The 19,618-nt window shown below is 32.6% G+C and carries 20 protein-coding genes; 4 read left to right on the plus strand and 16 right to left on the minus strand.

Annotation, left to right across the window (positions count from 1 at the left end; all coding sequences use genetic code 11):
• Positions 1-350 precede the first annotated feature (350 nt).
• The 14 genes from LDM98_RS06675 to LDM98_RS06740 all read right to left on the minus strand — a co-directional run bounded on the left by LDM98_RS06675 (position 351) and on the right by LDM98_RS06740 (position 14,542).
• The gene (locus tag LDM98_RS06675) at positions 351-863 is read right to left on the minus strand and encodes a hypothetical protein (RefSeq protein WP_223898562.1); all 513 of its coding nucleotides are present in this window, start codon (positions 861-863) and stop codon (positions 351-353) included.
• 3 nt (positions 864-866) lie between these two features.
• Positions 867-1,394, minus strand: a complete 528-nt coding sequence (locus tag LDM98_RS06680) for a hypothetical protein (RefSeq protein ID WP_223898563.1) — start codon at positions 1,392-1,394, stop codon at positions 867-869.
• Between the two features lie 3 nt (positions 1,395-1,397).
• Positions 1,398-1,928: a hypothetical protein gene (locus tag LDM98_RS06685; RefSeq protein ID WP_223898564.1), complete on the minus strand. Its 531-nt coding sequence runs from the start codon at positions 1,926-1,928 to the stop codon at positions 1,398-1,400.
• A complete protein-coding gene (locus LDM98_RS06690; protein WP_223898565.1) occupies positions 1,925-2,506 on the minus strand; it encodes a hypothetical protein in 582 nt (193 codons plus the stop codon). The genes LDM98_RS06685 and LDM98_RS06690 overlap by 4 nt, the downstream gene beginning before the upstream one ends.
• Positions 2,503-3,153, minus strand: coding sequence for a hypothetical protein (locus tag LDM98_RS06695; RefSeq protein ID WP_223898566.1), 651 nt, complete (start codon positions 3,151-3,153; stop codon positions 2,503-2,505). Before LDM98_RS06695 ends, LDM98_RS06690 begins: the two co-directional genes overlap by 4 nt.
• A 3-nt stretch (positions 3,154-3,156) precedes the next feature.
• Positions 3,157-3,690 (minus strand): hypothetical protein, encoded by a 534-nt coding sequence (locus LDM98_RS06700; RefSeq protein WP_223898567.1) that lies wholly within the window; start codon positions 3,688-3,690, stop codon positions 3,157-3,159.
• The gene (locus LDM98_RS06705) at positions 3,687-4,226 is read right to left on the minus strand and encodes a hypothetical protein (protein WP_223898568.1); all 540 of its coding nucleotides are present in this window, start codon (positions 4,224-4,226) and stop codon (positions 3,687-3,689) included. Before LDM98_RS06705 ends, LDM98_RS06700 begins: the two co-directional genes overlap by 4 nt.
• A gap of 144 nt (positions 4,227-4,370) precedes the next feature.
• Positions 4,371-5,510 carry a hypothetical protein gene (locus LDM98_RS06710; protein WP_223898569.1) on the minus strand — a complete coding sequence of 380 codons (1,140 nt, stop codon included), beginning with the start codon at positions 5,508-5,510 and terminating at the stop codon, positions 4,371-4,373.
• 1,164 nt (positions 5,511-6,674) lie between these two features.
• Entirely contained in the window at positions 6,675-7,655 is a 981-nt protein-coding gene (locus tag LDM98_RS06715; protein ID WP_223898570.1) for an RES family NAD+ phosphorylase, read from the minus strand.
• Between the two features lie 38 nt (positions 7,656-7,693).
• Positions 7,694-8,629, minus strand: coding sequence for a sce7725 family protein (locus tag LDM98_RS06720; RefSeq protein WP_223898571.1), 936 nt, complete (start codon positions 8,627-8,629; stop codon positions 7,694-7,696).
• An 11-nt stretch (positions 8,630-8,640) separates the two neighbouring features.
• Entirely contained in the window at positions 8,641-9,510 is an 870-nt protein-coding gene (locus tag LDM98_RS06725; RefSeq protein WP_223898572.1) for a sce7726 family protein, read from the minus strand.
• Positions 9,511-9,627: 117 nt separating this feature from the next.
• Positions 9,628-12,306: a DEAD/DEAH box helicase family protein gene (locus LDM98_RS06730; protein WP_223898573.1), complete on the minus strand. Its 2,679-nt coding sequence runs from the start codon at positions 12,304-12,306 to the stop codon at positions 9,628-9,630.
• Positions 12,306-14,198 carry a site-specific DNA-methyltransferase gene (locus LDM98_RS06735; RefSeq protein WP_223898574.1) on the minus strand — a complete coding sequence of 631 codons (1,893 nt, stop codon included), beginning with the start codon at positions 14,196-14,198 and terminating at the stop codon, positions 12,306-12,308. The genes LDM98_RS06730 and LDM98_RS06735 overlap by 1 nt, the downstream gene beginning before the upstream one ends.
• Positions 14,199-14,281: 83 nt before the next feature.
• Positions 14,282-14,542: a helix-turn-helix domain-containing protein gene (locus tag LDM98_RS06740; protein WP_223898575.1), complete on the minus strand. Its 261-nt coding sequence runs from the start codon at positions 14,540-14,542 to the stop codon at positions 14,282-14,284.
• Positions 14,543-14,653: 111 nt separating this feature from the next.
• Between LDM98_RS06740 and LDM98_RS06745 the strand changes: the two genes are divergently transcribed.
• The gene (locus tag LDM98_RS06745) at positions 14,654-15,418 is read left to right on the plus strand and encodes a hypothetical protein (protein ID WP_223898576.1); all 765 of its coding nucleotides are present in this window, start codon (positions 14,654-14,656) and stop codon (positions 15,416-15,418) included.
• A gap of 68 nt (positions 15,419-15,486) precedes the next feature.
• On the opposite strand, the gene LDM98_RS06750 is transcribed toward LDM98_RS06745, so the two are convergent.
• Positions 15,487-16,068 carry a hypothetical protein gene (locus LDM98_RS06750; RefSeq protein WP_223898577.1) on the minus strand — a complete coding sequence of 194 codons (582 nt, stop codon included), beginning with the start codon at positions 16,066-16,068 and terminating at the stop codon, positions 15,487-15,489.
• Between the two features lie 1,466 nt (positions 16,069-17,534).
• Here LDM98_RS06750 and LDM98_RS06755 point away from each other — a divergent pair.
• The 3 genes from LDM98_RS06755 to LDM98_RS06765 are packed head-to-tail and all read left to right on the plus strand — an operon-like array spanning position 17,535 to position 18,828.
• Positions 17,535-17,903, plus strand: a complete 369-nt coding sequence (locus LDM98_RS06755) for a hypothetical protein (protein WP_223898578.1) — start codon at positions 17,535-17,537, stop codon at positions 17,901-17,903.
• Complete coding sequence (locus LDM98_RS06760) at positions 17,903-18,376, plus strand: hypothetical protein (RefSeq protein ID WP_223898579.1); 474 nt, start codon at positions 17,903-17,905, stop codon at positions 18,374-18,376. Before LDM98_RS06755 ends, LDM98_RS06760 begins: the two co-directional genes overlap by 1 nt.
• Complete coding sequence (locus LDM98_RS06765; protein ID WP_223898580.1) at positions 18,376-18,828, plus strand: hypothetical protein; 453 nt, start codon at positions 18,376-18,378, stop codon at positions 18,826-18,828. Before LDM98_RS06760 ends, LDM98_RS06765 begins: the two co-directional genes overlap by 1 nt.
• 200 nt (positions 18,829-19,028) lie before the next feature.
• Here LDM98_RS06765 and LDM98_RS06770 read toward each other — a convergent pair whose 3' ends face one another.
• The gene (locus tag LDM98_RS06770; RefSeq protein ID WP_223898581.1) at positions 19,029-19,568 is read right to left on the minus strand and encodes an antirestriction protein ArdA; all 540 of its coding nucleotides are present in this window, start codon (positions 19,566-19,568) and stop codon (positions 19,029-19,031) included.
• Positions 19,569-19,618: the final 50 nt, after the last annotated feature.

Here is a 19,618-nt window from a genome sequence, read left to right on the forward strand (position 1 = left end):
CTTAGTGATTTTGTGGGTGACTAAAAAAAGTACGGCCCTGCATCTCAAAAATTGAAAAGTGTGCTATCAGTAAATCAGGGGTTTGTTCATAATTTTAGTGGGGACTTGAACCCTCGACCTCCGGCTTATGAGTAAGCTAGACAAACTGGCAATGTCCTACTAAACCCTTCTGACAGACCTGTTTCATAAAACAATTGGGACAAAAACGGGTCTTTTTCTGGTGGTTCTCGAGGTCATTTCATAGGGTTTACTTGGACAAACATTTGTGAACGATACTTAAAATTATTTTAAAGAAAAAACACACTATATCCTCCTTCAAAACCTTATAAAGTTATATATTTTATAAGGTTTTACTCCTCATATTCACTTACGTTAAAATCGCAGGCTTCTTTTCTCGCTTTACATCGTGGTATAGTATAACTATCGCCACTCAACAAAGAATCATATTGTATGTAAGCCTCCATCCTGGCGCTTGTATTAAAAATTATTTTTCTAAAATATTTGTCATTAATTCTATTATTTATAATAGGCTGTTCTATACAAACTCTAAAATAACTTTCACAATCAAGAGGAGCGACTACTTGATTATGTATTTCTTTCGCCTTGCTTGGATCTTTCAGCATTTTTTGTTTTGCTCTAGCTCCCTGCATAGCAATATCTATATGTATAGGATGTTTGTCTTTATACGTCTTGTATATCCAACGCTCAACATCATCCCTCACACCATTATTGTTGGAGTCTATTCCAAGAAGTGTTGAATTATTAATTTTAGGGTCTGGTTCAGGTGGAAGAATATGTCCGTTTATGGTTTCGGAAAAAGTATTTGAAGTTAAAAGTAATAATACGAGTCCAAGTCTTTTCATGATTTATTCCTCGTATTTGCTTGTGTTAAAATCACATTGTTCCTTCATCTCGCTAATCTCAGGAAGGGCATAGCTATCACCACTAAGCAATCTATCGTACTGCAAATACACATCACTTCTTGCTTTAGTGTTAAAATATTTACTTTTTACAGGAACATCAATTCTTTCATTAACTAATACTGGTTGCTTAAAAAACTCCACATAATTTTGATAATATGAAGCACAAAAATAAGGACTATTGACTTTTAACCTTATCTCTTTAGCCCTCTCAGGAGTCTCCAATACTTTTTTATAAGCTCTTGCAGCCTGCATAGCAATATCTATATGTATAGGATGTTTGTCTTTATACGTCTTGTATATCCACCTCTCCACATCATCCCTTACACCATTATTGTTCGTGTCTATTCCAAGAAGTGTTGAATTATTAATTTTAGGGTCTGGTTCAGGTGGTAGAGTGTGTTCATTTATGGTTTCGGAAAAACTTGCAAGTGGGTATAACCATAAAAGAAATAAAAATAATAGCTTTTTCATCTTTTATTTCTTGTCGTATTTAGTTGTATTAAAATCACAATATGCTTTTAAGGTTCTAATTTTTGGTAAAGCATAACTATCTCCACTCAAGAGACTATCATATTGCCAATACATATCTTTTCTTTCTTTAGTATCAAAGTAGATATTAAAAATAGAAGGATTAATATCTTTTTTCATCAAAAGTGGCTCATTGAAAAATTCTGCATATTCTTTATAATACCAATTACAATGTATCGATGAATTAACCTTGCTTCTAATCTCTTTAGCTCTTTCTGGTGTTTCCAGCACCTTTTTGTATCCTCTTGCAGCCTGCATAGCAATATCTATATGTATAGGATGCCTATCTTTATAGGTCATATATATCCAACGCTCTACATCATCCCTCACACCATTATTGTTAGAGTCTACTCCAAGAAGTGTAGAGTTATTGATTTTAGGGTCTGGTTTTGGTGGCAGAGTGTGCCCGTTTATCGTTTCAGTAAAACTTACATGTGGGTATGACCATATAAGGAATAAAAATAGTAGCTTTTTCATAATTTCTCAGACATCTTTATATACGGTGTTGTATTAAAATCACATCCTTCTATCCAACTTTCATCAGGCCAAGAACTCTCAAAAACCATTCCACTCAAATTTTGATTATATTCTCCATAAGCTCTTGCTCTTTGTGCAGTATTGAACTGAACTTCTTCTCGCTCTCTAAGCTCTTTTATCTCAGTTTCAGAATCTCTAAGAATCAGTGGTTTTCTACCAAATGAATTTGCCCATTCTGTTGTAAATACATATTGACATAGAGAAGATTTTTCAGCTTCTTTATTTCTTTCCCTGGCCTGACTTGGATCCTGAATAATATAACGAAATGCTCTTGCCTCCTGCATTTTCAATGGTATCATAATTGGATGGTCATTCTTATATCTATTATATATCCATCTTTCCACATCATCCCTCACTCCATTATTGTTGGAGTCTATTCCAAGTAAAGTAGAGTTATTGATTTTTGGATCTGGTTCAGGTGGTAAAGTATGTCCATTTATCATAGTGGGGGTTTGTTCCTCAGCATTCAATGAAAATGTTCTTAAAATAAATATCGCAATAAGGATTATCTTTTTCATTTAAGTTCCTTTAACAACTCTTTAACCTCTTGACTACAGAGCATAAGTCCTACTTCATCTGTCGGAACAGAATAAACACCTCCACTCAAATAATAATTATATTTAGCATATGCTCTGGCTCTTTGAATTGTATTAAAAAGTATTTTTATTAATCCATTTCCTTCCTTAAATAAAATTTTTTCAATTACAGCATATTCCTTATTATTGTAAACTCTTTTCTTTAGAAGTTTTACTGATATCTCACAGTCAGTTGCATTATTTAAAAACTTCATTGTATCCTTGGCTTTTTCAGGTTCCTGAATAATAATCTGTGCTGCTCTAGCTTCTTGCATTGCAATTGCTCTTACGATAGGATGATACGGTATTGCATTCTCTTCACATACTTCTCGTCCAGCTTTAAAGATACTTCCATCATCTAAAACAACATCATAAGGCTCTTGATGACAAGGCACGTACTCATCATATGTCTCATATATCCAACGCTCCACATCATCCCTCACACCATTATTATTTGAATCGATACCAAGAAGTGTAGAGTTATTGATCTTAGGGTCTGGTTCAGGTGGTAGAGTGTGTCCGTTTATGGTTTCGGAAAAACTTACTATCGGGTATAGTCCTATGAGCAGTATTAAAAATATTTTCTTCATATCTTAATCCTCATATTTAGTTGTATTGAAGTCACAAAGTTGTTTGCGCTCACTGCACCAAGGAATAGTATAGCTATCACCACTAAGTAAAGTATCATATTGCCAGTATTTTTCTAATCTTTTTCCCGTATTAAAATAGATTTTTTCCCTAAAATATTTATTGTTTATTCTAGTATTTTCATCTATAAACTGAAGCTTTCTTCCATCACTACATCTTCTATAATACAATTCACAATCAAGAGGAGCATTCACTTCATCATGAATCTCCTTAGCCCTCTCAGGCGTCTCAAGCACTTTTTTGTATCCTCTTGCGGCCTGCATAGCGATATCCATATGGATAGGATGCTTATCTTTATATGTCTCATATATCCAACGCTCCACATCATCCCTAACACCATTATTGTTAGAATCAATTCCAAGAAGTGTCGAGTTGTTGATTGTAGGATCTGGTTCATGTGGAAGAATGTGTCCATTTATGGTTTCGGAAAAACTCAAATGAGGATATACACATATAAGGAATAAAAAGACTTTTTTCATTTACGTTTCTTTAATAATGTATCTACATCAAATTCACATTGTGCTTTAAGTTTAGATATTTTTGTTGCAGGAAATACTCCTCCACTTAATATTTGTTCATGAAGTAAATAGCCTCTTATCCTTTCTTTAGTATTTAGTTGAATAGATTTAAATCTTTTTGAGGTTAATATATATTCGTTTTTATTCAATAAAAGTGGATCACCTAAATATTTTGCGAAAACTCTAAAATAAGACTCACAATCTAAGGCCGCATCCATTATTTTATATGTCTCCCAAGCATTTTCAGGGTGTTCTATCACTGCATTATAGGCTCTTGCCACCTGAAAGCCTATCTCTATGGTAATCTTCTCTTTACTGTATGTCTTGATGATGTAGCGTTCCACATCATCTCTCACACCATTATTGTTAGAATCAATTCCCAAAAGTGTTGAGTTATTGATTTTAGGATCTGGTTCAGGTGGGAGTTCATAACCGTTAATTGTTTCCGAAAATAGGAATGTACTCAGTATGGAAAGTAAAACTAGAATATATTTCATTTAACTCTTCTCCCTTTTGATGCTTTAATTATAGAGAAAAGTTATAAATACTTCCTGTTGCTTAACCTTATAAAGTTATATAATTTTATAAGGTTTTTTCCTCCCCACATTTGCTTGTGTCAAATTCAGAAAATAATTTCATTTCTACAGTTTTTGAAATTCAAGTATATATACCCCATGTCTTTTATATGGAATAGTAAATCCTTTTGTACCTTTATATTCATATTCCTCATAAGAAACTTCATCCCAAAAGTCCCTTCCAATAAAAATTGGTTCTGAATATTTTTGAAACTCTAAACCTAAATTTCTCCTTTCCTCGTAACTATCTATGTAGTCAGGAAATTTCACGTCCAACTCCAAAGGCATATTATCAATCATAAATACTGTTCTTTCTACTGAATCTTCAGGAACCTTATTCTTTATCTTTCTCTTCCATACATCTGCATACTCTACAGATCGAAGCTGCATATTAGAGATATCCTCACCATTGTGCCCTTTTAACTTCATACCATAAAGATTAGAGTTTTTATCTATGACTATGAGTTCATTATTTACTATCTTAGTGGGTATAATGGTAGTTTTTGGTACTTTAATGAGAAAGTTTACTTCTCCTTTATTTCCTTTAAAATCAGTTGCTTTCATTGTTATAGTATGAATTTTCTCTTCCATATCCATAGGTACATCCCATAGTATGTCTACTCCATCTATAATCCCAATCAGATCCTCACCTAAATCTGAACGCCTCACGATCATCATTCCATTAGGAGGATCAATAAGTTCATATTTTAAATCTATCTTTTTTGATAATACTCTAAAATATATAGATACACCTCGGATTGCTCCTCGTCTTTGTTGTAAAGGAGGTTCTATAAGCTTAATTTTGTTATTTTGATGTATTACTATATCATCAGGATTGTAGCCATTATAATTTTGTACTTTTATTTTAATTTCATTAGAAATGACATTATTCAAAGAAGCGCTTACAGTAAAGTTACCCTCTAATGCCATAAAATGATCATAATAAAATCTAATTCTTTTACTTGTCTTATTCCAAGTCACTAAATCTGTTACTTCTTCACTATTGCCATCACTATACGTAGCCATTACCTTTATAGGTGCTTTTATATGGTGTTCATCTTTGTTTTTCACAAACCTTGTTTGTTCTGTACTAAGTAACAAGCTTTCAAGTTTTGGTTTTTCTATTTTTGGTATTTCCTCATTTGCATAGCATCCATTAAAGACCAATAGTAAAACAAACATTGCATTTTGTATAAAATTAAACACAAGATACCCCCCCTTGAAGTATTAGTGTATTTATTTTAACTTCTTTATATTTGTTTTTGTTGATGTTTTAGTTTTTTACATATCACATAAAAATACAAAAACTACTTCTCCCCATACGACCTAATTACACCAAATAGTATAAAAATTAGAGACAAAAATCGAGACAAATTTGGGACAAAAAATTAGACTCGCGGCTCAAATAATGGAAAATATAACAATGTGAATTATTTTTATTGATCTTCAGAATGCTAAGTAAATAAGGGGATTGTTAATAATTTGGATGGTGTCAAGAGAGGGACTTAACAGTTTCCCGACACTCATCGAAAACACTCCCATTTATCGTATCTCTGGGAATATAATCGTTTCAAAGTTCAGAACTTAGTTCTGATAAAGTTCTGAAAATAATAACCAAATTTTTCTAAAAATAAGATTATTTTTCATTTCTAATATATACTTTTACCATAAAGCTTTTTTCGTTTGGTTTTTATAAGAGGAAGTGAGAGTTTTTGAATAGTATCAGCCCATATTACACTGATACCTCTTCACATCTGTTCTGTGATGCGATACAGAAAACCATCTCTATTGTTAAACTGCTCTCACACTAATTCCAAAAAAATCAGATGCCAATCCAATATATGGATGGCGGTTCCTATCCTTCCTAAGTCATACACATAAATGACAACAGCAGAAAAAGACTAACTTTGATATGGAGGGGCGGACATCTGTTCGGTAGTAATATCGAAACGAGTGGAAAAGATGGAGTGAGTGCGGTAAGTGGTTCAATTCTCCAACATAAGTCCCGCTCTTGTGGCATATGGGTGCTATACAATTTCTTGATACAGAGTTTGGAAACAAATCAATCGGTGAAACGGGGAGCCCTATCGATTGGAAGTATGTATCTTTTCACTTTTCTTTTCGGAGTGAGGAATGCGAAAACCCCATTTTTAGGGCTTTATGGTTTTAGATACTCCTACACAGGGGTTTCTTATGCCTTTTATCAGGATGGGGATAAAGGGGTTTGCCCCTTTATCGCCAAGAAGTTCAAGCACAAAGGCATAAGATACAAAAAGATGGTTATTCATTTGGAGAATATTTATATACCTTTATAAAGAATACTTGTTTTATATATATAAAATAATTTTGTCGAAAATCGCCTTTGAAGCCCTAATTTTCGGTCTGATATTGATTTGATGTGATTTGAACTTCATCTACACTGTAAGTCTTCGTTTCAATTGGTTCAAGGTCATCATCTTTAAAAATCGCATAGTTATCACCATCACCCACTGAACTTTTATATATAACACCATCAAAACCACAATGCTTAATGAATTCACATAAATATTGGCTTGATAAATATTCCAAGTGTGCTTCTCGTGGTAAGATAGGCTTCGATAGTTCCTCTCCTAAATGACATAGGTAATCTAAATCTTTGAACATTTGATTTAATCCATCATCATCAAAAGTAAATGGTGATATGGTTTCTCTTGGATCTCGTAAATCAGCAAGATTAAGATTACCCTTTACTTCAAATTTAGCTACTGTAATTTTATCACCTTTATGAGGTCTTATTTCTGCAATTGCTGTTTTTGTATTTGATGCAGTATATAAGTATGGAATTCCAATCGGATTAGCTCTTCCAGCTGACGAATATCTTTCGGGAGGTTTTCCCATTTCTTTAAGAGGAATTTCTTCTATATCTTCATTAACTCTTGAACGATATAGATACTTTGGAATGTATTCATTGGAAATAATAAGATTAGTCAAGAGACCTTCTAAATGTTCCTTATTGGGAGCTTTTAAAGGAAAATATCGATTGTAATGTTTAAGTTCTTTTTTAAATTCTTGCCAATTAGAAATCTTTGTAGTATCACCATTTTCTCTTGCTTGAAAATTTTTGTAGATTTTTATTTCTAAAATACTCTCTACAAGCAATAATGCTATCGCATCATCCATATGTGTAAAAAGCTTCCAATCATTATTAATTACCTCAATAATTGTGTTCCCACTTTCTACCTCTTCATACAAATCAAATATTGGCTGAAAGTAATCATTTAGTAATGAGGCATCAATTAAACTAACATTTTGGGATTTACAAAATTCACACGTTCCAATAGTCTCAGATTGTTGAATAATAACATCACTCATAAATTTATCATTAAAGCAATGAGTGCAACAATTGTTCATTATTGCCTACTTAAAAAATCTGCAAGAACTTCAATATGATGCTGCATCGACAACTTCTTCACATATCCAAGTCCTGGAAAGTGCCCTTCATTATAGAATTTTTTATATATGGCATAAGCATTACTTTTATAAATTTGGTCATCATTATCTACTCGTTCTACCATTTTATATAATGCTTCCGCAAACTTACCTGCCGGGTCGCTTGGTGTTTCATTTGTATCTGATTTAAAATGACATATATTCATTTTTTCATCTTCATTTATATAAGTCAAATGAATTGCCACAGCATATGCTGGGCCTCCACTTTCAGAGTATTCATTACCAACTATAAGAAAATCACCGAAACCTTGAAGGTCCATCTCTGTATATGTTAAATGTAGTTCAGAAAACTTCTCATCATCAGGATAATCTTTATTTCTATTTCGCTTAAAGCCATCTTTTAATAATACTCTCTCAACACCTTCTTTTTTAAAAGCTCTTCGATATAAAATTTCTTCATCAATAAATATATGCTTTTTTACATTATCAAACTGATTTACAAGTGCTGCTAATTCTTTTTCTTTTGGATAACCATTATGGATAAAAGCAATAGTTTTATCCATAAATTTATTTAAAAAACTTTCAATATATATCAAACTACTATTAGCATTTACAATACACCCAATACAGTAGTTGTCATAGTCAGATAGTATATCATTAATAATATTTTCTTCAATTGGAAGTGGATTATTTTTAAAATCACCCTCACTTGGATTAATAACTAAAACAAATGAAGCCGAATGCTCTTTTAATTTATTAATCGCCTTGCTTAAAGAAGTCAAATTCTCCTTTACTGGCTCAATAATTGGAACCATAGAAGCATCTTTGATTAACTTCGCATTCTCCCTAAGCAGAATTAGCTCGTATTGTTTTCCCCTCAGATACGGATGATACATTGACTTTTCCCTTATATAAACAGCTTTTTAACTTTTGTATTTAAAGCCTTTAAGAATTCTTGCTGTTGCTGAATGTTTAAATCTTCCTCTATTATAGCTATTTTTAAACTATCAGGAAACTTTTTGATGTTTTCTACCAATTTTGTATGATTTTTTCGGGCTTTCAATGCTTTTAAGACTTCTTGATGAGCCTGTTCTACTGGCAAAGTAATGAATAATTCCTTTGAAGCAGAAAATATTTTTGTGTTTGGAACATCTGGTATATATCCGAAATTATTTTGAATAACTTTTAAATACTCATCTTTTCTAAGCATATTAAACAATGCTTCTTTATCAAGTTTATTCAATCTTGATTTGGCTTTACGAATTGTTTTCAAAGTATATCTATCTGTTAATACAATAATACCTATGTCATCATCTACCAATGTCTTGATAGTATCTACTTTTGTTTCTACTGATACGATATTCACATATTCAAAAACTTTCTTATAGTTTTCAATTTGCTTTGGAAGTCTTTCAAAAGTATCCAAGTCAGTCTTTATCTCATAGATATGAGAAGTCCCGTTAAATATAACTATATCTGCTTTTGAAGTTTCAACCCTCAATTCTGTAAATAAAGAAGAAGACTTTATTGAATGCCTTCCAATAAGAATTTTTTTGGCAATAGCATTTTTAAAAACATACTCATTACGATAGTTTTTTAATAGTTGTTTATATGATTTTTCAAATAACTCTCCAAGAGTAGTATTTTGAGAAATTAAATCACCTAAACCTAACTCTTTAACAACATTAGACAATCTATCTGTATTCTGATTTATGTTGATAAAACTATTGAGTATCTTTGGAGTAAAAAGATAAGAAAGGGATGTATTATATTCCATTTTACATACCTCCTGTCTCTTTTTTTTGAGTATTTTAACATTATTTTTCAAAATAGCATAAACCAAAACTTTACTTAAAATAAAATTTAACAAGGCTGTTAATAACCTCTACAAAAGTTAAACCTGTGAAGTTTTTGTCAAAACCTTATACTCTGCATCAGGTGCAGCTCTTAAAGTATGCTCAAAGTGATGTTCGGCACATTTGATTTTAAACCACTCTCTTGCTCTTAAATCAAGTTCATCTTGACTTGTTTTAGTCTCACCCACAAAATAAAGAGTTCTTTCCAATTTGCCGGTCATAGGGTTCTTTTCTTCTTTAATATAACCCCAGTCAGGGTTATAGTTCCCTATCGGTGTAGGGATATGAAATTTACTTGGGAGTTTTACAAAGAGTTTGATGTTTGGATTATCTACAAAATGCTTTGTAAAGTCTCTTTCGTTATCACTATCCACAACAATACTGTCATAGACAGATTTATCACTCACAATATCCACGATTTTATTTTCAGGCACTTTGGTTAGGTCCGCAAATAACGACTGGTCATAGTAGAGTATAGCCCCATTTTCATCTTTCAGCTCTTCATACTCTATACCGCTAAGCAGGAACTCTCTTTTCTCATTATTGATGACTTTCGATACTTGATAGATAAAGTCCTGTGGATTTCTGATAAAGTCTTCAAGCAAGTAATCATCCAATCCTTCCAAAATTTTCTTGATTGAAATAGTTGTAAGGTTTGTTTCTTTTTTCAATTCCTCTATGAGGTTTGGAAGGTCTCCTGTATAACCGCTTGTATTGATAATACCGCTATCAGGAGTATTTGCTCCAACACCACTGCTTTCACTCATTGTAATCTCAAAGGTATCTATTTGATATACAATTTCATTGATTTCTACCGTGTCATTGATTGTATCAATACAGTTGTCAATTAATTCATCACTATCAAACTCTATTTTATACCGTGTTCTTGTAGATATTCTTTCCCAAAGCTCTTTAAACTCTTTACTATCCAACACATCTTTTTTGAGTTTGACAAGAGGTCTTTTATTATTGCCATTATCAGGGGTGATTTTCTTCTCACCTTTAAAGAACTCATTCTCATACTCTGTTTGTAGTCTTGATACAAACTCTTCATAACTCTCATTGGATACGACTGAGAGAACATTGATTTTTTTATCAAATACCCTACTTCCATCACTATTGACACTGAGCCTTAATCCCCGTCCTATCTCTTGCCTTTTTTTGATATCAGAAACTGTTTCATTCAAAGTCGAGATTTGGAAAACATTCGGATTATCCCATCCTTCTTTTAATGCGGAATGAGAGAAGATAAAACAGGTCTCTTCTTCAAACGACAAGAGCTTTTCTTTGTCTCGCATTATGAGGTTATAAACATCTTTTTCAATCTCTCTATCCGTCTTATTATTCCCCAACTCATCCTTATAGGTGATTTCACCGCTTTTCTTATTGACTTTTTTAGAGAAGTATCCGTTATGAACCTTGGATTTATCTTTCATCTTGAAGTGTTCATATTCAAGCTTTATCTCATCAAAGAGCTTTTCAAACTCCTCTTTTATCCATCCATCATTGACATAGTTATCCACTCTGTCGATAAAGAACAATGATAAAACCTTGATATCCAATCCTCTATCAATAAATTCCTGCTGTTTATCGAAATGAAGTCTTATTGTCTTTTCAATTTGAAGCTTTTGTATCTCTTTTTTTGAAGCATCATTATCTTCACCCTGTGAAAATACTTGATGGTTTTCAAATTCTATCTGCTTAGTTGAAGTCATTATATTCATAAGCCGATAGCCCTCATAGATACTGTTTTTGGTCTTTCTTTCCAGTCTATCGCCCTGTCTGATAGTGATAATATCTACTGAAACCTCTCCACTTCTATCTTTTACAAAACACTCTATGTTCGCATAGAAAGGTTTGTTTTTGTTATTGTCTTTACCTATCTCTATGACCCTGATATGAGGCTTGTTGAAGTTAAACTTCTCTTTCATCGAGACAACTTCGATTTTCTTTACAAGTCCTCTCTGATAACTTTCATATGGAGACAGTCTATAAAGCAGATTATAGTAGTTCTTGTGTGTTCCGCTGTACCTAAGTGTAAAGAGTGGATTGAGTTCAGCGATAGATTTTTTACTTAAATCACTCTCCATATTTTGAGGTTCATCAAGTATCACAACAGGTCTTGCTTTTTGAATGTAGCTTATCGGAGTATCTTCAAATCCATCTAAATCATTTTGTTTGATGACATTAGTCTCTTTATTGAAAGAGTGTAGTGTCATCACCATAATATTGATATGAGTATCCCTACCAAATGATTTAACCTGATTTGGCTTTCTACTGTCATACTCATAGCAGCTTGATACAACACTTGAATAAAGTTCTTCAAAATGGTCTTTGGTGATTTGGTAGCTTTTAAGAACACCTTCTTTGATGGATATAGACGGAACGATGATAATAAACTTAGTCCATCCATACTTTACATTGAGTTCAAAGACTGTCCGTAAATAGGTGTATGTTTTACCTGTTCCAGTTTCCATCTCGATAGAAAAGTCTAAGCTATCATTCCGCAGCTCAAAGGGGATATTGTTCTCTTCTTGTATCTGCTGTAAATTCTCAAATACTCTTTCTGTTGTGATATTCAAGTTATTTCCAAATACCCCATACTCTCCCATAAGTAAAGGCAGGTCTTGTTTTTTCGGCTGTCCTTCAAAAAGCCGTACAACAGACCTTATGGGAATAAGTTGAAACTCTTGATTTCCGTCAAACTTGAACTTCATTACATCGTCTTTAATCGGAATGTTTTAGATAGGTTCTGCTTATCGCTATCACTAAGGTTGTTATCAAAACAGATAAAGAGGGTATCATTTGATATTCCAGCAAACTCTTTATGAGTAGTTATCTCTGTATCGACTTTATCAAAGGTGATATAGAAGAACTTACTTTTCTTCACATTATCAGTTATCTTATAAATTTTACACTCTGTGATATCTTCTATAACTTCTATATCACTATTGAGGCTATACCCCTCTTTGAGGATATTCTCATAGATTACATTCAACTCTGTATAACCATCTACCATACTCTCATCATAGACAGTTGATGTCTTGAACTGCTGTCTTAGCTTTTTGATAATTTCATCTTTATCACTGTCTCTATTGACTTTGATAGCCTCATTCACTTTATAGTTTGAATTATCTAACTTAAAGACTTTAAAGCCACCATCAAGAGGCTTAGGATTTTTTCCATAACCATTGATAACTCTTCTTACTCTTTCTTTTGTTATTTCACTGATTACAGTAGGCTTCTTAATCGATTTTAAAAACTCATAAGCTACCTTCTGCCCCTTCTGCTTCGGGTCTAATACCTCTTGAAGTTGAACCAAAATAAACTTTATATCTTTATTCTCTTCTCTGTTTAATTCCAAAACAGCTTGTCCAGTCGAACCACTTCCACTAAAAAAATCTAACACTATATCATCACTTTTAGCATTACTTAATCGAATTAAATTTGATATTAATATGGTTGATTTTGGATTACTAAATATATTTTTCTGACCATCAAATATTTTTGTCATTACATCATTTGCTTCTTGGTTATAACCAAATTTGTCGTGGCTCCACCAGTTTGTAGCAGATTGCCCCTCTTCTTCTCGTTCAAATCTATAATATTTTTTTCTTGGAGCACCATCACCATTTTTAGGAAAAATTATTCTATTATCTTTTAATAGTTTCTTAAATGTTTTTTCCTCCCCCATCCATATTTCATCATAGATTTTTCCAGAAGGAGTTTTAATTTTATATTGACTTCCACCTTGGTCTGAACCTACTTTCCAAGGCTTCGTAGCCCAATCCCCCTTTGGGTCATTGTCTGGATTTGAAAAATCACCTGTTAATTCCAATTTCCCAACACCAGATTTTTTATATTCTTCTTTATTTTTAGAATAAACCAATATATGCTCAGCAACTAACCCAATCATTTTTGTCTTGTCATTTGGCTGATTATGTCTTCTCCTCCAATGAATATGACCCTCAAAATTTTCTTCCCCGAATATTTCATTACAAATTCTTTTAAGATTATCGACTTCATTATCATCTATTGAGATAAAAATGACACCGTCATCTTTTAGCAGAGTTCTACTCAAAAGAAGTCTCGGGAACATCATATTGAGCCATTGGGTATGCTTTCTTCCCTCTTTTGATTTTTTGGATTGGGTAGTCTCACCACCAACTTTTTGACCAGTAATTTCAAGATAGTTTTCAAGGGGAGTTTTAAAGTTGTCAGGATATACGAAGTCATTCCCCGTGTTATATGGAGGGTCAATATATATCATTTTGACACTGTTTTTATAGCCTGATTGCAGCAGTTTTAGAACTTCAAGGTTATCACCCTCTATGATAAGATTTTCGCTTGTATCAGGATTAAGGCTATCTTCTTTTACATACTTCAAAGTCCCGTTTGAAGGTGTCTGAATACTTTTATAGCAGTTCTTTTTACCTACCCATTCAAACTTATAGCTTTCATTGTCTGTTGCTATCTCTTCACCTAAAAGAAGCTGTAAAGCTTTGAAATCAACTTCACCATCCCTTACTATATCAGGGAATATTTCTTTTAGTCTTTCAATATTATCTTTTGCTGTATCACTACTTTCCAAATTTACCATTTCCGCCATAACACATCCCAAATTTTAATTCAAGTATTTTAGCTTGAAATGGATATTAGGCTACTGAGGAAATACCAATCAAATAAAATGGACTATTCTTCACACTCCCAAGACACTACTTTCACACCTTCAAAAAATTCCTGAACAGAGCAGTCAAGGATAGCAGCAATTTTATACAAGTGCGAGAGGTTAAAATGTTGATTATTCAGATATAACTCTCCTTGGCTAATTAGTCCCGGAGATTTAAGGCACATCTTTTGAGATAGTTGAAGTTGTGTCAGTCCTTTTTCTTCTCTTTTTTTCTTAACATTACTACCAACTGTTTTATAGAACTGTTCAAGTTCATCTTCCAAAGTGTAAGCCAATTTTATTTTCCATTAAGTTTATGGATAATGATAGTTGGTTATAATCTTTCTCTCAAATAGTAATTACTATGTGAATTATCTACATTTAAGGGAAAATCAATGAAAAAAATAATCTTAGTTCTTTCTGCTCTTGCTACACTATCAATGGCAGGAAGTGTTGAAGAAGACAAAAAAGCTTGTGATAATAACAACCTACAAAGTTGTTTAAGCCTTATGGAAAGATATAGTGAAGGCAAAGGGGTGAAAAGAGACCTATATCAAGCTTACCAAGCTATGTATAAAATAGGTGCTATTCTTGAAAAAAAATGCGAGAATGGTCATAAAAAATCTTGTACCGCACATCCATCAATAAAAGAACAATTAAATTTTTTACCTGCTACCTTTATCTTTGATGGTGTTTTTTCGGGAATGACACAAAATGAACTTTTAGATAGAAAGTTTGAAAAAAGAACCGATGGTTTATATAATGTAGAAACCGGCACTATGAATACGGCTATATCTACATTATATGGGGGCAAAATCGAGGGAGACTTTTTAACATACTCGAAAAATATTTTAAATAAAAAAGCAATTGTCAAAATTTTTCTTACAGAAAAAAGTAAAAAGGTTTATGCCGTGATTGTTGAATGGAAAAATAGCGGTATTGATTTTGGTTCAACTGTTAAATCTTCCCTAAGTGATACTTACGGTTCTTATAATTCAATAGATAAACTTCCACCGGCAGTAATGAATGGAAAAGAATGGAAACCAAATGAAAGAGCCACTGTTTCATACTATTTGGCAACGGATGAGATGATGAATATGAATACATATCTTACTTTTGTAGATAAAATTTATTACAAACAAAACAAAGAAGAAAAATAATCCCCCCTAATTCCCCCATTGGGGGATTGGTGCTACGATTATACCCATCTTTCAGACATCATAGCACTCTAAAACAGACCCCATAACTTCTTGGACCTGCTAACTTTTTGAAGCTCTCTAATATACTTATTTAACTCTCTTTTCTGTTTGCCTATACCCATATAATGAGGTAGGTTGTTGAACATAGATTTTAGGGTATGAAATTTTTTACCGTTGGAGTTCTTAAACGCTACCTCTAATTCTCCTTTGAAAAAAAGGAAAGTATCCTTACCTAATCTAAAAGTCCATTTCTCCCGTTCATCTTTAAAAAGTATCAAGGTCAGGAACCTTGAAATATCTAAGGCTATACCTCTTTTACCAATCTTTTTAAACTCCATTGGTCTGTCAATGTTCTTTCCCTCAGTATGTAGAACTACGATTATATCTTTGTAATTCACTAAGGCATAGTTAGAAATATTTTTTTTTCTTCGATACTGTCGTTTTCCTTGACTTAAATTGGTTTGGTAATGCTCTGATACCTTTTTTAGTATTTGAGCCGTTTTATGGCTCTTTTTAGACGGTATATGAGTTATCTTGTAATAGTTGTATCCCGTTCCGACATAAGCCAATAATAGCCCTGTAAATTCTTTTAATGTTTCCGCTCTTTTCATAATGATTTTACCTCCTTTGGTAAAAAGCACCTAAAAAGAAGCGGACATTCACCCAATCGCACAGTATCCCGTTTCATACGGTATGTTCTCACATAGAGCGATAGAAGTCTCTCGACGACTGACACCTCCTGAACACTCCAAAAGTATTCAAGGGGTGCCAGCCCCATAATTATAAATCGCCTCGCATAGCCTTTTGAGTGATAGTTTTATTACAAGATGCCACTCTTGTCTATCATCTAATTTTCACGACACTCCCGCAAAAATTATCATCCTCTCTCAGCTAACCTCTCACACCACCACTTCATAAGAAATCGTTAGGTGTTTGTCTTGTTAGTTATATTTGTCTTACCGCTTTACTTAGATGTTGAGTTATCTACCATACTTCTCTGACGACAGAATATAGAAGCTTCGTATTACTCACCTTCAAAAAGGTTTTCTATGGATAGTATAGTTTCATATCAGTTGAGTTATTTCATCATATAAAGCATTACACGGTTGCCGATTTCATAAATCATCGGCTTTACCTCTTGCCTTGCCAAGAGACCTTTACGGATTAAGCTATTTAGTCTTGATATTTCTATCTAAGCAGTTCTTAACCTGCTTGACTTCCTCCGCCGTGATAGAGTTGTATTCTTTCGATATACCTCCTCTATGTGGATTTTCACCACTTCAAACATAACAGGCACTTTATCGCTTAGGTGATAAAGCACCGTTTCCAAGTCGCCCTTATTCATTTGATATTATTGGGTAAAAGCGGATAATTTCAATCCACAGTCCCCACCACAGCACGGACAAACATATTTCTATGTATCCGGCCGCACGGGATTAATCTACTTAACGGGTTGGCGGCCCGTCATTGGTGATTAACCAAGCGAAGTCTATTTGGCAATATCTTCGCTCTGCGATTTATAATGATTTGGTTGGCAATGTCAATATAGTTATAGTTATTTTATTCTCCTTGTGTATTAATTGACATATCTGTTATAGGTAGTTTTTTTTAAAAACTTCACTTGAAAATAAAAAACTTTTAGCAAATTTTTCATCTTTTTCTCTCTATATTCCATTAATAGGTAAATCAAGCCCCTAAAATAGAGGTTGATACATTGATTGAGGGTAAATTTAAAAAATTTGTAAAAAAAACAAAAGAATAAGCCTATTTTAATATTAGTTAATATATAATCCCATTATCTCTTGTGATGGAGAGTAAATAAACTACCTTGAAAAAGTAGCTTGGAAATTCTTGTTTCCGGGAATAACATCAATAATTCTATACAGGATATAGAATTCTTTTTTTCTTCAAAGGCAATCAAAATAATTATCACTGTTAAGTTTATAGGATAGTAGTGTTTTCACAGGTTTAATTATTTGTCAAATCAAGCACATAATTTCAACTCTGTGTTCAACTCACAGTTCTATGTTCGTAGAACTTTCACATTCATTTAACTATAAAAACCTAAGGAGAAAAAATGAAAACAAATGAAGAAAATATAGTAGTAGATATCAAAGATACAAAAGTTTTAAAAATCATTAATAATATGTTGGCAAGTGATGACTTCTTTCCAGTTCTTGAAGATGATTTAAGAGATATAAGCAAAACTCAAACAATTCACTTTGGAAATATTCAAGAGCTGATGACGTACCTGAATTATGCTTTTGAGAGCAACTCCCATTACTATGATGGGTTGAAGTATCTTTTAGAGGTTGAAAAATTGCCTGTTGCCATTGCCATTGAAAAGATGGATATTCAAAAAGAGAATGAAGATTTTCTTTATAAAGAGCTATTGACTTATTTGGTTCCTGATGTAATGAATAAAAACAATAAGGAGGTAAAATAATGAGTAGCATTGATAGAAAAATTAGAAGAAATAAGAAAAATCCAATGGTGGATGAGTATGTAGAAACTGTAATGACATTTGTATTAAACGGTTCAAAAGAAGATATTACATACTACTCTTATAATAGAGAGTTCTTTAAAAAGAGTGATGAGTTGAGAGTAAAGTTCGCTGGTCTAATTACAAAGCTAATGTTTGACTTGTGTATTAAAGAGATAGAAATATTTACATTTAGCGATATTTTCAAACAAATGATTATTGATATCGAGAAGAATGAGAATATTCAACAAATGAATTTTACCGTAGAAAATGACAAAGTAATGTTTCAAAATAAATTTGTAGGATATAACCTTGGTAAGATACTTATCGGACAATTTATAGTGTATTTTGCCGGATATAAGTTATTTTTCGAAGATACACAAACGAATAAGAGATATTTATTTAAAGATAAATATGATTGTTTGGAGGTGGCATAATGAGTAGTATCATTTTAAAATCCTCAGATAGTCATCCTATGAAAGAAATATTTGAACAATATTTTCTTGTTTTAGATTTTTCAAATGAAAATTACATAATAGAGCTTTCAACATTTAATAGTAATTTTTTTAGTGATGGATATACACTTATCAATAATTATGCTTTGGTTCTAAATGACTTTAAAGATTATGCTAATTCAAAACAAAAAAGGGTTAGATTTATTGAATTTATAAAATACAGTATAAAGCATAGCCAAATATCAGATAGAATAGAATATTTTAACTTTAAAGTGAAAGATGACCATATTCTATTTAAACAAGATGGAGAAAAACAAGACTGGATAAATATGGGTGAATTTTACATAGACAACTATAAAATAAATGTATGTTCATCATATTTATTCTTCACTGACCTGCTTTCAGAAGAGCAATTTATGTATTATGCTGATTAGTATTAAAATAATCCAAAATGGCTAACGAGAGGCTGAGTGAATTCGGTCTCTTGCCCCTATATACAATTTGTCAAAATTAAAATCCATCTTTCCGGATACAGACAGATAAATCAATTACTCATTTTAAGCACCTATAAACTGCTGGCCTCTGCGACCAGCCTATATAGGTCTTAGGACTGAAAAATCAAAAAATGAAGTTTCTAACCTAAAAATTGAAAAATATCTGAATTTTCTCGAAAAAAATTACCTTCAAGTTCTAAATCCCTGCCAATCCCCTCATAATCTATATGATGAACAACCAAAGGATGATAACCGTTCAAGTCTGTATATTCAAGAATATACTGTTCAGCGATATCTGCCATCGTGCTATTTTCATAGACGATAACATCATCGACTTTATCAATCGCATCTTCAATAGTATCGGCTAAACCGTTATCTAACAGGACTTTGACTATCCTGTGCTGCCACGGTTCGATACGCTCTTCAATGAGCTTGATATTTTCGTTAAGAGTATCAATGTTTTCATACTCATCTATCGAGAAGATAGATACGTCTTCCCATTCGTAATCGGTGATAAACCACTCTTCGTGGATACTATCACCGCATAACTCTTCGCCTTTTTCCAATATCACTTTAATATTGGCTTCAAGCTCTTCTGTTTCAAGTGGCAATGTCAGCCACTCACCTACTAAATATCCATTGTTATAAGCTGCTAAATCTGTAAGAAATACTTTAAGCACTCTAACTCCTTTTTTAAATGAGATAGAGTGTTATAGGAGTAGTTTAAGAA

This window comes from Sulfurovum sp. TSL1 (genome assembly GCF_019972135.1).
In the GTDB taxonomy this organism is placed as follows: domain Bacteria; phylum Campylobacterota; class Campylobacteria; order Campylobacterales; family Sulfurovaceae; genus Sulfurovum.